Source organism: Prauserella shujinwangii, assembly GCF_003001955.1.
Classification (GTDB): Bacteria; Actinomycetota; Actinomycetes; order Mycobacteriales; family Pseudonocardiaceae; genus Qaidamihabitans; species Qaidamihabitans shujinwangii.
Map to the genome: position 1 here is coordinate 551,257 of NZ_PVNH01000004.1, position 12,781 is coordinate 564,037.

Here is a 12,781-nt window from a genome sequence, read left to right on the forward strand (position 1 = left end):
CGATGGACGGCCGGTTTCGGACGACAAACGGCCTCCCGGGCGGGCTCCGGCCGTGCCGCCTGGTGGACGTGCCGACGTCGTCGGATACCCTGCGCGCGTGAACATCGTCGAGACGATCCTGGTCTTCGTGGGCATCCCGCTCGCGATCTACGGCGTCTGCGCGCTGGCCACCCTGCGGTCAAAGCTCGCCGGCAGCCCGAGGTACCGGCCCGGGCAGCCGTGGGAGTACCCCCCGATGTGGTGGAGCGCCCACCCGGACGGCGTCGCCCAGCCCGCTGCCGCCGAAGGCCCGTCCCCCTCGAAGGACCGTGGAGGTGCTCGTGGCAACTGGTGAGCTGGCCCGCGAGAGCAAGTCGACCGGCCTCGAGGGCACCGAGCTGCAGCCCGGCGCCGCCGTGACGGCGAGTGGCCGAGTCTCGGTCGCTCAGATGTACGAGCCTCCTGCTCCATCCGGTCCATTCGGCACTAGGCAGCTTGCCCGGTTGGACGAGGCCCTGACGCTGGCGAGCCGGGAGACCGGCCTGGAGTTCAGCATCTACCTCGGCGAGCTCGGTGACGACAGCCGCCAGGGTGCGGAGTCGCTGCACGACACGCTCGGCGAGCAGGGCGATCGTACGGTGCTGATCGCCGTCTCGCCAGGGGAGCGTGTCGTGGAGGTGCTCACCGGCGCCGACGCGAAGTACCGGGTCACCGACCGCGCCGCCAAGCTGGCCGTGATGAGCATGGTCGCCTCGTTCAAGGAGGGCGACCTCATCGGCGGGCTGATCAGCGGCCTGCGCATGATGGCCGACCAGGCGGGCCCCGCCCCCCAGCGCTGACCTTCGTCCCCCAAGGCCACCTTGGTCGCGCCCACCCGTCTCCCACCACCGCCCCAACGGAGACGCTGCGCGCCGCTGTGCTCGATTCCACCAACCAAGGTCGCCTTGGGGGGACTTGTCGTCTCCGCTGTCAGCTTTCGTCGAACTGGCGGGCGGCGAGCGCCCGCACGATGCCGGCCCTGCCCTCGGACACCAGGCGGCGCAGTGCGGGAGCGTGCTCCCCGGCCAGCCACTCGTCCGCGGCCGCCACGCCGTTCTCCGACACGTCCCACGACGGGTACAGGCCCACCACCGTCGGCTGCGCCCGCTCGCTGGACCGGCGGCTCCACACCTCGTCGAGCACCGCGAAGTACTTCTCGACGTACTCGCCGAGCAGGTGCTTCTGCGCCGGGTGGGCGAAGCCGGAGATGATCGCCTCGTTCACCGCGTTCGGCAGCTCGTCGTCGTACACCGCCCGCTGCCACGCCTCGGCCTTGGCCTCCGCGTCCGGCCGCAGTGCGCGGGCCCGCTCGGCGTGCCGGTGGCCCGCGGCGGTGTCGTCCCGCCGCCGCTCCGCGCCGATCTCCGCCTCGCCCGCCGCGCCGTGCGCGACGAGGGCGTGCAGCAGCCGCCAGCGCAGGTCCGTGTCCACCGTCAGCCCCGGCAGCGGCGCCGTGCCGTCGAACCAGCCGGACACCGCCCGCAGCGCCTCCTCGCCCAGCACGGAGCTCGTCAGCGAGTTGACGAACGCGAGCTGGTGGTCCGACCCCGGTTCGGCGGCCCGCGCCAGCTCCAGCAGCCGCTCGGTGAACGCGGGCCAGCCGTGCTGCCGGGCCCACGCGGGCTCGGCGTAGGAGTTCAGCGCCGTCTGCGCCTGCAGCAGGAGCCGCTGCACGACACCCACCTCGCTCTCGGCGCCGATTCCCCGCAGCACCAGCGTGACGAAGTCGCGGGCCTTCAGCTCCGCCTCGCGTGTCATCTCCCACGCGGCCGACCAGCACAGCGTGCGCGGCAGGGGCTCGGCGATGTCGGCGATGCGGTCGACGAGTGTCACCAGCGAGTCGTTGTCCAGCCGCATCGTGCAGTACGTGAGGTCGTCGTCGTTGACCAGCACCAGCTTCCCGCGATGCACGCCGACCAGGTCCGGCACCTCGGTGCGCTCGCCGTCGACGTCCAGTTCCACCCGGTGGGTACGCACCAGCCTGCCCGAGCCGTCGTCGTCGTAGACGCCCACGGCCACGCGGTGGGTGCGCAGCTCACCGGCGCCCGGCTTCGCGCCGCCCTGCAGCACCGCGAACGAGGTGAACGCGCCCGTCTCGTCGACCTCGAAGCGGGGCCGCAGCGAGTTCAGCCCGGTGGTCTCCAGCCACTGCGCGCTCCACCACGACAGGTCGCGCCCCGAGGCCTCCTCCAGCGCGGCGAGCAGGTCGGCCAGGGTGGCGTTGCCCCACGCGTGCTTGGTGAAGTAGACCCGGAGGCCGGACAGGAAGTTCTCCAGGCCCACGTACGCCACGAGCTGCTTGAGCACGCTCGCGCCCTTGGCGTAGGTGATGCCGTCGAAGTTCACCTCGACCGCGTGCAGGTCCACGATGTCCGCCGCGATCGGGTGGGTCGAGGGCAGCTGGTCCTGCCGGTAGGCCCACGACTTCTCGATGTTGGCGAAGCTCGTCCACGCGCCCGTGTACTCGGTGGCCTCGGCCTGGGCGAGCACGCTCGCGAAGGTGGCGAACGACTCGTTCAGCCACAGGTCGTCCCACCAGCGCATGGTGACCAGGTCGCCGAACCACATGTGCGCCATCTCGTGCAGCAGCGTCTCCGCGCGCCGTTCGTAGGCGTAGCGCGTGACGCGGCTGCGGAAGACGAAGTCCTCCAGGAACGTCACCGCGCCGGCGTTCTCCATCGCCCCGGCGTTGAACTCGGGCACGAACAGCTGGTCGTACTTGGAGAACGGGTAGGTGACGCCGAAGTTGTCGTGGTAGAAGCGGAATCCCTGCTTCGTCTCGGTGAACAGCCGGTCGGCGTCCATGTACTCGGCCAGCGACTCCCGGCAGTAGATGCCGAGGGGGATCGTGCCGTGCTCGTCGGTGTAGGTGTCGCGCCACTCGTGGTACGGGCCCGCGATGAGGGCGACCAGGTAGGTGGAGATCCGCTCGGACTCGGCGAAAACCGTGCGGACCGCACCCTCCGGCGTGGTCTCGGTGGACTCGACGAGCGCGTTGGAGACGATCTTCCAGTCGCTCGGCGCGACCACGGTCAGGCGGTAGGTCGCCTTGAGGTCGGGCTGGTCGAAACAGGCGAACATCCGCTTCGCGTCGGCGGTCTCGAACTGCGTGTACAGGTAGACGCCGCCGTCCACCGGGTCGACGAACCGGTGCAGGCCCTCGCCGGTGTTCATGTACCGGCAGTCCGCGTGCACCACGAGCTCGTTGGTGTCGGCCAGATCCGGCAGCGCCACGCCGTCGTCCTCGACGTATCCGGACACGTCGAGAGGGGTCCCGTTCAGCGTCGCGGAGCGGACGTCCTCGGCGACGATGTCCACCCACGACCGCTCACCGGGACGCGCGGCCGCGAAGCGGATCGTGGTCCGGGAGTCGAACGTGCGCTCGCCGGGACGGCCGTGGCCGTCGGTGAGGTCGAGCTGGATGTCGTACGAGTCCACGGTCAGGAGTTCGGCGCGCTGCTGGGCTTGTTCACGAGTCAGGTTCGGGGCGGGCACGGGCACCTCTGTGCTGGTAGCGGTTGTCAATTGCTCTAGTGCTCTGTGGAGCATCCAATCATGCACGACGGCGCGGCGCCGACGGGGAACAAGTGGTGGGTCGCCGGTGTTGCCGCGGGATGGGGAGTTGCTCACGTGCGGTTCCGACGGCGGAAGAGGAGAGACCATGAGCGCCACGAGCGCAGCCCGGCAGGACTCCAGGACCCGAATCGACTTCTACTTCGATCCGGCCTGTCCGTTCGCCTGGATCACGTCCCGGTGGATCCTGGAGGTGGAGCGGCACCGCGAGCTCGACCTGCGGTTCCGGATCATGAGCCTGGCCGTCCTCAACGAGGGTCGCGAGGGGCTGTCCGAGGAGTACCGGGAGCTGCTGACGTCCGCCTGGGGGCCGGTGCGCGTCGGGATGGCGCTGGCGCAGCGGGACGGCGAGGAGGCCCTGCGGGACTTCTACACGGCCGTCGGCACCCGCAGGCACAACCAGGGCAACAAGGACTGGGACGCCGTGCTCGGGGAGGCGCTCGCCGAGATCGGCGCGCCCGCGGAGCTCGCCGAGGCGGCGCACTCGACGGAATACGACGAGGCGGTGCGCAAGAGCCACCACGAGGGCATGGAACCCGTCGGCCTCGACGTCGGCACGCCGACCATCCACATCGACGGCGTCGCGTTCTTCGGCCCGGTGCTCAGCTCGATCCCGCGTGGCGAGGACGCGGTCCGGATCTTCGACGGCGCCCGGCTGCTCGCCGGGTACCCCGACTTCTACGAGCTGAAGCGGACGCGCAGCGGGGACCTCAACTTCGACTGACCTCGGGGGCGAGCGCGGCGCGGGTGACGTCCTCGGCGAACGGGGAGCGGGCGAGCGCCGCGGCGAGGGACAGCCGCCCGGAGCCGACCGCGGCGCGCAGGTCCGCGAGTGCCGCCAGCGGCTCCCGCACGGCCGCCACGAACGCGTCGTCGACCGGTTCACCGTGCCCGGGCACCACGATCCGCGCGCCGAGGCTCAGCAGGGTGCCGAGCGCGGCGGGCCAGCGCGCCAGGTCGGCGTCCGGCCCGAACGACTCCGCCGTGAACGACCCGCCGGGAGCGTGCTCCACGAGGTCGCCTGCGAAGACGACCCCGGCGTCCGGGACGTGCACGGCGAGGTCGTGATCGGTGTGCGCGGGGCCGGGATGCACGAGCGTCACGCGCCGACCGCCGAGGTCGAGCTCCGCGCGGTCGCGCACGAGGCGATCGGGCGGCACGATCGTGGTGGCGGCGAGCGCGTCCGCGGTGGCGTGTTCGCCCGCCGCCCGGTACCGCCCGGCCCAGTCGGCGCGCTGCGCGGCGCCCTCGCGGGTGAGCGCGGTGCGGCACCGTTCGTGCGCCCACACCGGGCATGGCAGGAACGCTCCGGCGCCGAAGGCGTGGTCGAAGTGGGCGTGGGTGAGGACGACCGTCCACGGGCGGGGGGTGAGCATCCGGACGGCGGCGGCCAGCTCGGCGCCCTGCGCGGCGTCGCCGCGGGTGTCGACGACGAGGCAGCGCCGCTCACCGAGCACGAGCCCGACGGAGAGGTCCAGCTCCCGGTGGCGCCGCACGAACACCCCGTCGGCGACCTCGGCCCACCACCCGTCACTCACCGTGACCACCTTCCCTCCCGCCCCGGAGGAGCGAGGGAGCTTTGCTACCGCCTAACGGTAGTAAAGCTCCCTCGCTCCGCATTGGTGAGTCAGGTGGGGGGCATGTGGGTGACATTCTGGAAGACGCCGTCGACGAGCAGCGGGGCCACCGACGAGCGGTTGACGGCGATCGCCAGGTCCACGTCGCCGCCGTGCCCGGCCTCGCGCAGCTCCTTGCCGGAGGCCGATCCGGCGACCACCGCGCCGACGTCGGGGCCCGCCGCCCGGAACGCCCGCGCCGCGAGTGCCGCCTCGGGCGACGGCCACTGCGCCCCCGCGCCCAGCAGCGCGTCCACGATCGCCCCCGCCCCGAGGTGGTCCTCGACACACGGCCGCAGCGTCCCGGTCGTCACCGTCTGCGAGCGCATGTTCACGCCCCAGCGTTCCCCGGCGGGGATCACGCCGATCGGCGTGCCGTCCGCCAGCGCGTACGCGAGCTCGGCCACCGCCTTCGCGTTGCGCAGGCAGCCGGTCAGCACCCGTGCGCCCGCCTCGGCCGCCAGTGTGCACAGCGTCGCCCCGTTCGGCGACGGCAGCGCGAGGAACGTGCCCGGCGGCGTGGAGAGCACGGAGAACGGGCGCACCGGCCAGCCTCGCTCGTCCGGCAGGATCGCCCCCGCGCGCCGGGCGGCGTCGGCGGCCGCCTGGTCGCCCCAGCGCAGCGGCATCAGCCTGCCGCCCCGCATCAGCGCGAGATCAACGGTGGTGGAGAACGACAGCACGTCGACCACCACGAGCACCCGGCAGTCCTCGCCGAGCGCGCGGACGCCCTCCGCGCTCCACTCCAGCCGGACGTCGTAGCCTCCCTGGCCGAACACGCTCATGCCGCCCAGCATGCCGGGTGGGCGCCGCGCGACCGCGCGGGGATGGCACACTCCCTGCCGTGCGTGTCTATCTGGGAGCCGACCACGCCGGCTTCGAGCTGAAGAACCACCTCGTCGCCCACCTGAAGGAGCAGGGTCACGAGGTGACCGACGTGGGTCCGCACGTCTACGACGCCGCGGACGACTACCCCCCGTTCTGCGTGGAGACCGCGCGCCGTGTCGTCGCCGACGAGGGCAGCCTCGGCATCGTCATCGGCGGGTCGGGCAACGGCGAGCAGATCGCCGCCAACAAGGTGCCCGGTGCACGGGCCGGGCTCGCGTGGAGCGTGGAGACCGCGAGGCTCACCCGCGAGCACAACCACGCCCAGCTGATCGGCGTCGGCGCGCGGATGCACTCGCTGGAGGAGGCGACCGCGATCGTCGACGCGTTCCTGGCCACCCCGCCGTCGCCGGACGAGCGGCACGTGCGGCGCGTGCGGCTGCTCACCGAGTACGAGCGCACGGGAACGCCCCCGCCGATGCCGCAGAGCTGAGCCGACCATGCCGGAGGGCCACACGCTGCACCGGCTGGCGCGGTTGCACCAGCGGCGCTACGCCGGTGCGCCGGTCGCCGTGTCCAGTCCGCAGGGCCGGTTCGCGGCCGAGGCCGCGCTGCTGGACGGCCGCGTCCTGGAACGCGCGGAAGCCCACGGCAAGCACCTGTTCCACCATTATGGTCCACACGGGACGGTGCACGTCCATCTCGGACTGTACGGCACGTTCAGCGAGGCGCCGCTGCCGGTGGAACCGCCCGTCGGGCAGGTGCGGATGCGTCTCGCCGGCCGGACACACTGGACGGACCTGCGCGGGCCCACCCGGTGTGAGCTGCTGACCGTGGCCGAGGCCGACGCCATCAAGGCCAGGCTCGGTCCCGACCCGCTGCGCCGCGACGCGCGGCCCGACGACGCGTGGGAGCGGATCTCGCGGTCGCGCACGTCGATCGCCGCACTGCTGATGGACCAGTCGGTGCTGGCCGGGGTCGGCAACGTCTACCGCGCCGAGGTGCTGTTCCGGCACGGTGTCGCGCCCATGCTGCCCGGCCGGTCGCTGGACGCGGTGGTGTGGAAGGAGATCTGGACCGACCTGGTGACCCTGATGCGGGCCGGGGTGCGCACGGGGCGCATCGACACGGTGGCCGACGAGCACCTGCCGGAGGTCACCGGCCGGGCTCCGCGCCAGGACCGGCACGGCGGCGAGGTCTACGTCTACCGCCGCGCGGGGCAGCCGTGTCTGGTGTGCGGCACGCCGGTCGCGCACACCGAGCTGGCCGGCCGCAACCTCTACTGGTGCCCGGTCTGCCAGCCGGTGTGACGACGACCCGCTCGTGAGTGTGAAACGCGGTTCTAACCACGTTTCACACTCACGAGCGGTGACCAGGCGCTCAGAAGCCGCCCATGTCGCCGAAGCCGCCCATGTCTCCCATGCCGCCCATGTCTCCCATGTCGCCGCCGCCGAAGTCGCCGCCGTCGCCGCCCGCGTCGCCCATGTCGCCGGACTCCATGGCGTCCTCCTGGCCCGCGTCGTAGCCGGCCTCCCAGGCGCCCGCGCTGGCGACCCCGGCCATGCCGGTGAACATGGTGCTGAACAGCAGCATCGAGCCGAAGCCCCAGGCGCCCGCGACCAGGGCGGGCTTCCACCACGGCTCGCTGTACCAGCCTCGTGGCACGGGGCGGCCGGCCACGCGGCCGCCGGGGTAGTAGTGCGGTGTGTTCTGGCTCGGCTCGGGCGAGAGCTCGTAGGTGTGGCCCTCGACGTCGACCTTGCGGTGCTCGGTGACCTCACCCGCGCGCTGCCGCTCGGGATCCTCCGGCAGCGGCGGGCCCGGGTCGATGCCCATCGCCTCGCGCGCCGCGCGGACGTAGTAGAGCCCTTCCAGCGCGGTGTGCTTGACCAGCCGGGCCTGTTCGACGGTCTGCGCCTGCTCCATCTGGGAACCGGCGGCGTTGTAGCGCTCCGCCGCGTCGGCCAGCGCCTGCTGCGAGGCCGTGTCCGTGCCGGTGAGGTTCAGCACCTGGCCGCCGAGGCGTTCCAGCCAGCGCCGGGCGTCGGCCTTCGCGTCCTCCAGCCTGCGCCGTTTCGCCTCGGCCTGCGAGCGGACCAGGTAGAACCCGCCCGCGACGATGACGATCACCAGCACGGCCAGCACGATCGCGGTACCCATCGCCCTCACTCCCGGTTGTTGGGGTGCTCTGAACCGGACAACGAGGACAGTATCCCAGGGGTTCCCGGGGCCGGGCGCGATCGGCCCGCCCGGCCCCGGGCAGGCGTCACCAGGCGCGGCCCACCGTGTAGGCGCTCGTCCAGATGTCCTGGCGGCGCACCACGTCGCCCGGCTCGGGCGCGGCCCAGATCTGGTTGCCGCCGGCGTAGATCCCGACGTGGTAGACGCTGCCTCCGTCATGGAAGAACACCAGGTCACCCGGCCGCTTCGCGTGCTTGGCGAGGTGCGGCACGGCGGCGCGCTGCTGGCTGGACGTGCGGGGCAGGGCGATGCCCACCTGCCGGTGGACGTACCGCGTGAAGCCCGAGCAGTCGAAGCTTCCCGGTCCCTCGGCGCCGTACCGGTACGGCGTGCCCGCCAGGGACGCCGCCACCTCGACGATGCGCCGGCCGACCGGGGCGGCCTGCTCCGGTTCGGGTTTCGGTTGGGGCTTCGGCTCGGGTGGTGGTGGGGGCGGGGGTTCCTTGGCGTCGACGGCGACGGCCCGGGAGGCCGCCGGGTCGTACACCTGGTTGCCGGGGAAGCGCAGCCGCCATTGCGCGTCCCGGGTGACGGCCGCGCGGACGGCCACCTCGCCGTCGGCGTCCGTGGTGTCGTGCGCCGAGGTCCGCCAGGGCTGGCCCGGTCCGGACCGCCACTGCAGGTCCACCCGCTGCCGGGTGAGCGGCCGGTCGACCAGGCCGGTGAGGTCGCCGCTGAACGTGACCTTCGTGCCCTGCTCGACCGTCGTGGGCACGTCCGCGAGGGTCTGCCGCGCGGTCAGCACCGCCGAGCCGGTGCCCGGGGAGCCGAGCAGGGTGGCCGCGGTCAGCGCGGTCCCGGCGGCGGCGGAGGCGACGCGACGTCTGCCACTCCGGGACGAGGTACTGGTGAGCACTTTTTCCTCCACATCGAATCGATTTCCCGAAATGTGCTCCCCCGGTTACGCACCGGAATTGACTGCCGGCGCGAGAAAACGCTAAACACACTCGCCGGGCACGGTCGATCGCTGTGTCACCGCAGGTGGTGACGTGCTCGACGGTGCGGAAATCGATGTTTGACTCCGATTCGGCCGGAGTCGTGCGGAACTGTGGAGCCGGGCCGCCGAAAACGGTGCCGGCGGGCGTGATCCAGTTCACCGCGACACTGTGGCGTCGGCCACCCGGTCCCGGTCTCCCGCCGGACCCTGGCGAAGAAAACTAGAACACGTTATAGTTCGGCCGCATGAAGTTCACGTTGTCGGTGGCCCTCAGCCCGCTCGACCAGCTCACGGAGCTGGCCGCGACCGCCGAGGAGTGCGGGTTCCACGCCATCGCGCTGCCGGACTCGCTCTTCTACTCGGAGCGCGTGTCCGCCAGGTACCCGTACACCCCGGACGGCAGCCGGTTCTGGGACGAGGAGACGCCCTGGGCGGACCCGCTCGTGGCGACCGCGGCGATGGGCGCGGTGACGCGCCGGATCCGCTTCTACACCTCGGTGCTCAAGCTGGGCTCCCGCAACCCCGTGCTGCTGGCCAGGCAGGTCGGCTCGGTCGCCGCGCTCACCGGTGACCGGTTCGGGCTGGGCCTCGGCGTCGGCTGGTCGCCCGAGGAGTTCGAGTGGTGCGGCGCGCCCTACGCCGAGCGCGGCAAGCGCGTGGACGAGGCCATCGAGGTGCTGCGGCTCATCCTCGACGGCGGAATGGTCGAGTACCACGGCCGGTTCTTCGACTTCGGCAGGCTCCGGATGAGCCCGGCGCCCCGGGAACGGGTCCCGTTCTACATCGGCGGGCACACCGACGCGGCGCTGCGCCGCGCCGCCCGTGTGGGGGACGGCTGGGCCTCGGCGATGATGGGGTTCGACGAGCTGCGCGACACGATCGAGCGGCTGCGCGTGCTGCGGGCCGAGCACGGCCGCGACGGCGAGCCGTTCGAGATCCAGGCGGTGTGCGTCGACCGCTTCGGCCTGGACGGCTACCGGCAGCAGGCCGACATCGGCGTGACCGACGTGATCACCGTGCCGTGGGTGTTCGACGGGCTGGGCTTCGACGCGGGCATCACCGAGAAGAAGGACTCGATCAAGAAGTTCGGCGAGGAGATCATCGGCCGGTTCGAGGAGGTCCGGACATGACCGTGACGGTGTGCTGGGATCCGGCGGCGGAGCAACCGCCCGCGCGGGTGGCCGCGTGGCGCTCGATGAACGCCGTGGTGGCGGGGGAGAAGGAGGCGTGGCTGTCCCTGTTCCACCCCGACGGGGTGATCGAGGACCCGGTCGGACCGTCCATGTTCGACCGGGAGGGCAAGGGACACCGCGGCACCGAGGCGATCTCGGCGTTCTGGGACACCGCCATCGCGAACGTGCAACGCTTCGAGTTCGTGATCCGGGACTCGCACGCGGCGGGCGACGAGGTGGCCAACGTCGGCACGATCACCACCTACCTGCCCGGTGACTACCGCGTGGACACCGACGGCGTGTTCGTCTACAAGGTCGACGACAGCGGCGTCATCGTCTCCATGCGGGCGTTCTGGGAGACCGAGCGCGCGATGGCGACAGCACGTCAGGTCCAGGGCTGACGGCGGAACACCGGGCGAGACCGCTCGGGCGCGCGGCGGCGCCTGCGGCAACCGGACCGCGCCGCGCCGCGTCAGTCGTCTTCGGAGCTGCGCTGCCCTTCGGCCTCCTCGTCGGCTTTCTCCTGCTGCCTGCGGCGTTCGCGGCGTTCCCGTTCCCGCTTGCTGTACGTGGCCTGGCGCACGGCGTCCTCGGTCTCGAGACTGGAGCCGAGCGCCCCGGCCGTGATGCCCATCGAGCTCGCCAGCCAAGCGAGCTTGGCGTAGCTGGTGAAACCGACCGGGTGGCCCAGCTGGCTGGACATGTAGCTCGCGGCGATCACGGCGCCGGAGGCGGTGAGCACGATCACGAACAGCAGCACGTACATGCACGTGACGCCGAGGAACAACGTCAGCACCGTGGCGACGTTGTAGAGCACCGACTCACCAGGAAGGTCCCGGGTACGCCGCCGCTCCCACAGTCCGTTGTAGAGGATGAGCCACGCCACCATGGCGCACACGGTGAACAGGCTGATCCCGGCCAGCCGCAGCGGGCTCAGCGCGTCGGCCATCGTCCAGATCGTCGAGAAGAAGACGCCGAACGCGGCCGAGGCCATTGCGGCGGCGAGCGCGCTCGACATGCTCGGCACGAGGCGCCACGGCCGGTTGTCGCGGACCATGCCCGCCAGCAGCCGCACCTGCCCGCGCAGGCCCACCAGGGTGATCGACGCGTCGATGTCCTGCCGCGGATTCTCCCTGTGCCGTACCGGAGACATCAGCTCCGCGGGTCCGCGCCGCCGGACGACCCCGGGCAGTGGCCGGTGCTGCGTCAGCACGTCGAGCAGGTACACGATCGTGTCCCGGAGGTGGCGGCGCAGCCGGACCGAGCCCACGGCCGGCAGCGACGCCAGGACGACCGACTCTTCGGCGTTGAGCTCCCCGATCACCGGTTGCGTACCGAGCCGGCGCGGCAGGTCCGTGATGCACACCAGCACGTCCCACCCGTGTGCGGGACGGTGGGCGCGGGCGCGCTCCACGATGGGGATGTTGCCGTCCGCATCGAGGGTGAGCGCTTCGGTCCGCAGGTCGACGCGCCAGCGCACGTCGTCGCTCACCCTCGCCGCCAGTTCGCCGGGCAGCCCGTCCACCAGTCCGGCGGCCACCTCGCTGGGCAGGCCGGGATCGGCCACCAGGCCGACCGTGATCGTTCGCTCGTCGTCGCTGGGCATCGGCTCCCTTCCGTCCAGGGAGCGGGTTACCCACGAGCGCCGGTTCGTACGCCTGTCAACCGATCCCGCGAATGTCCTCTGTGGCCTGCACCGGCAGCGCGACGTAGACCGCGCCGACGAAGCCGCGCGGTCCCCACAGCAGCTGGTCGGCGGGCACGCGCACGGTCCGCCCACCGAAGTCGAGGAAACCGAGCACGTCGTTGGACCCGCCGACGTGGACCACCGCCACCGGCGAGCCGTCCTGGCCACGCTCGATGCCGCGGACCTTGCCGATCATCGACCCGGTGGCGTCGAGCAGCACCGCGTGCCGGTAGCCGGGCCAGACCACCGGAGACGGCACGCCGGGGGAGAGTTCCCTCGCGCGGCCGATGACCGGCTCCAGCGCGGTCACCACCTGGCGCAGTTCGTCGCGGGCGCTCCCGGCGCGGCCGTAGTGCAGATCCTGCCGGGCGAAGTGGAGCCTGCGGAGCGCGGCCTCGTAGGCCTGCTTGACCTGGCCGTGGCTGGTTTCGAGCCCGACCTCGGCGGCACGCCACGCCGCGTCGATGGCGTGCGAGGCCTCGCTGCGGTGGCCTTCCGCGAGGTCGTGCCGGGCGGTCGCGGCCGAACGGGCGGCGCCCGCGGTGAGGGCCGCCAGCGGCTGCCGCTCGGCCACCGGCGCGGGCGCCTCGGCGGCCTCGGCGGCCTGCACGCGCTGCCCGTCCAGCCACTCCACCGTCCAGGCGAAGAACGCGATACTGGCCAGTCCCAGCACCCACATGGCGGCGACGACGCCGATCTTGCGCAGGTTCAT

13 protein-coding genes and 1 pseudogene are annotated in these 12,781 nt (G+C 72.2%); 7 read left to right on the forward strand and 7 right to left on the reverse strand.

Annotated features, from left to right (window positions below; genetic code table 11):
- Positions 1-97: 97 nt before the first annotated feature.
- Positions 98-334, forward strand: a complete 237-nt coding sequence (gene ctaJ, locus B0I33_RS12450) for an aa3-type cytochrome oxidase subunit CtaJ (protein WP_106178791.1) — start codon at positions 98-100, stop codon at positions 332-334.
- Positions 321-818, forward strand: coding sequence for a DUF5130 family protein (locus tag B0I33_RS12455; protein WP_106178939.1), 498 nt, complete (start codon positions 321-323; stop codon positions 816-818). Before ctaJ ends, B0I33_RS12455 begins: the two co-directional genes overlap by 14 nt.
- Before the next feature lie 130 nt (positions 819-948).
- Here the strand turns inward: B0I33_RS12455 and pepN are convergent, their stop codons facing one another.
- Complete coding sequence (gene pepN / locus B0I33_RS12460) at positions 949-3,513, reverse strand: aminopeptidase N (protein WP_106178792.1); 2,565 nt, start codon at positions 3,511-3,513, stop codon at positions 949-951.
- A 166-nt stretch (positions 3,514-3,679) separates the two neighbouring features.
- Between pepN and B0I33_RS12465 the strand changes: the two genes are divergently transcribed.
- The gene (locus B0I33_RS12465; RefSeq protein WP_106178793.1) at positions 3,680-4,315 is read left to right on the forward strand and encodes a mycothiol-dependent nitroreductase Rv2466c family protein; all 636 of its coding nucleotides are present in this window, start codon (positions 3,680-3,682) and stop codon (positions 4,313-4,315) included.
- On the opposite strand, the gene B0I33_RS12470 is transcribed toward B0I33_RS12465, so the two are convergent.
- Positions 4,302-5,129, reverse strand: coding sequence for an MBL fold metallo-hydrolase (locus B0I33_RS12470; RefSeq protein ID WP_245900623.1), 828 nt, complete (start codon positions 5,127-5,129; stop codon positions 4,302-4,304). The genes B0I33_RS12465 and B0I33_RS12470 overlap by 14 nt on opposite strands.
- An 89-nt stretch (positions 5,130-5,218) precedes the next feature.
- A complete protein-coding gene (locus B0I33_RS12475; protein ID WP_106178940.1) occupies positions 5,219-5,992 on the reverse strand; it encodes a 2-phosphosulfolactate phosphatase in 774 nt (257 codons plus the stop codon).
- A gap of 59 nt (positions 5,993-6,051) precedes the next feature.
- On the opposite strand from B0I33_RS12475, the gene B0I33_RS12480 reads away from it, so the two are divergent.
- Both B0I33_RS12480 and B0I33_RS12485 read left to right on the forward strand, forming a co-directional pair.
- Complete coding sequence (locus B0I33_RS12480; protein ID WP_106178796.1) at positions 6,052-6,525, forward strand: ribose-5-phosphate isomerase; 474 nt, start codon at positions 6,052-6,054, stop codon at positions 6,523-6,525.
- A 7-nt stretch (positions 6,526-6,532) separates the two neighbouring features.
- The gene (locus B0I33_RS12485; RefSeq protein WP_106178798.1) at positions 6,533-7,342 is read left to right on the forward strand and encodes an Fpg/Nei family DNA glycosylase; all 810 of its coding nucleotides are present in this window, start codon (positions 6,533-6,535) and stop codon (positions 7,340-7,342) included.
- A 70-nt stretch (positions 7,343-7,412) separates the two neighbouring features.
- Here the strand turns inward: B0I33_RS12485 and B0I33_RS12490 are convergent, their stop codons facing one another.
- Together B0I33_RS12490 and B0I33_RS12495 are read right to left on the reverse strand one after the other, a co-directional pair.
- Positions 7,413-8,192, reverse strand: a complete 780-nt coding sequence (locus tag B0I33_RS12490) for a hypothetical protein (RefSeq protein WP_106178799.1) — start codon at positions 8,190-8,192, stop codon at positions 7,413-7,415.
- Positions 8,193-8,298: 106 nt separating this feature from the next.
- Positions 8,299-8,700 (reverse strand): annotated as a pseudogene (locus tag B0I33_RS12495) (C40 family peptidase); the annotation flags it as partial.
- 755 nt (positions 8,701-9,455) lie between these two features.
- On the opposite strand from B0I33_RS12495, the gene B0I33_RS12500 reads away from it, so the two are divergent.
- Both B0I33_RS12500 and B0I33_RS12505 read left to right on the forward strand, forming a co-directional pair.
- On the forward strand, positions 9,456-10,340 hold the full coding sequence (locus B0I33_RS12500; RefSeq protein ID WP_106178801.1) for a TIGR03619 family F420-dependent LLM class oxidoreductase: 885 nt from the start codon (positions 9,456-9,458) through the stop codon (positions 10,338-10,340).
- Positions 10,337-10,783, forward strand: a complete 447-nt coding sequence (locus B0I33_RS12505) for a nuclear transport factor 2 family protein (RefSeq protein WP_106178803.1) — start codon at positions 10,337-10,339, stop codon at positions 10,781-10,783. The genes B0I33_RS12500 and B0I33_RS12505 overlap by 4 nt, the downstream gene beginning before the upstream one ends.
- A gap of 71 nt (positions 10,784-10,854) precedes the next feature.
- On the opposite strand, the gene B0I33_RS12510 is transcribed toward B0I33_RS12505, so the two are convergent.
- The gene (locus B0I33_RS12510) at positions 10,855-11,988 is read right to left on the reverse strand and encodes a hypothetical protein (protein WP_106178805.1); all 1,134 of its coding nucleotides are present in this window, start codon (positions 11,986-11,988) and stop codon (positions 10,855-10,857) included.
- 55 nt (positions 11,989-12,043) lie between these two features.
- The gene (locus tag B0I33_RS30390; RefSeq protein WP_106178806.1) at positions 12,044-12,781 is read right to left on the reverse strand and encodes a hypothetical protein; all 738 of its coding nucleotides are present in this window, start codon (positions 12,779-12,781) and stop codon (positions 12,044-12,046) included.

What these genes read in the sequence shown, in the direction of transcription:
- B0I33_RS12465 (WP_106178793.1), top strand. Translation starts at nt 3,680, where the DNA reads ATGAGCGCCACGAGCGCAGCCCGGCAGGACTCCAGGACCCGAATCGAC.
- B0I33_RS12475 (WP_106178940.1), bottom strand. Translation starts at nt 5,992, where the DNA reads ATGAGCGTGTTCGGCCAGGGAGGCTACGACGTCCGGCTGGAGTGGAGC.
- B0I33_RS12485 (WP_106178798.1), top strand. Translation starts at nt 6,533, where the DNA reads ATGCCGGAGGGCCACACGCTGCACCGGCTGGCGCGGTTGCACCAGCGG.
- B0I33_RS12490 (WP_106178799.1), bottom strand. Translation starts at nt 8,192, where the DNA reads ATGGGTACCGCGATCGTGCTGGCCGTGCTGGTGATCGTCATCGTCGCG.
- B0I33_RS12500 (WP_106178801.1), top strand. Translation starts at nt 9,456, where the DNA reads ATGAAGTTCACGTTGTCGGTGGCCCTCAGCCCGCTCGACCAGCTCACG.
- B0I33_RS12505 (WP_106178803.1), top strand. Translation starts at nt 10,337, where the DNA reads ATGACCGTGACGGTGTGCTGGGATCCGGCGGCGGAGCAACCGCCCGCG.
- B0I33_RS12510 (WP_106178805.1), bottom strand. Translation starts at nt 11,988, where the DNA reads ATGCCCAGCGACGACGAGCGAACGATCACGGTCGGCCTGGTGGCCGAT.
- B0I33_RS30390 (WP_106178806.1), bottom strand. Translation starts at nt 12,781, where the DNA reads ATGAACCTGCGCAAGATCGGCGTCGTCGCCGCCATGTGGGTGCTGGGA.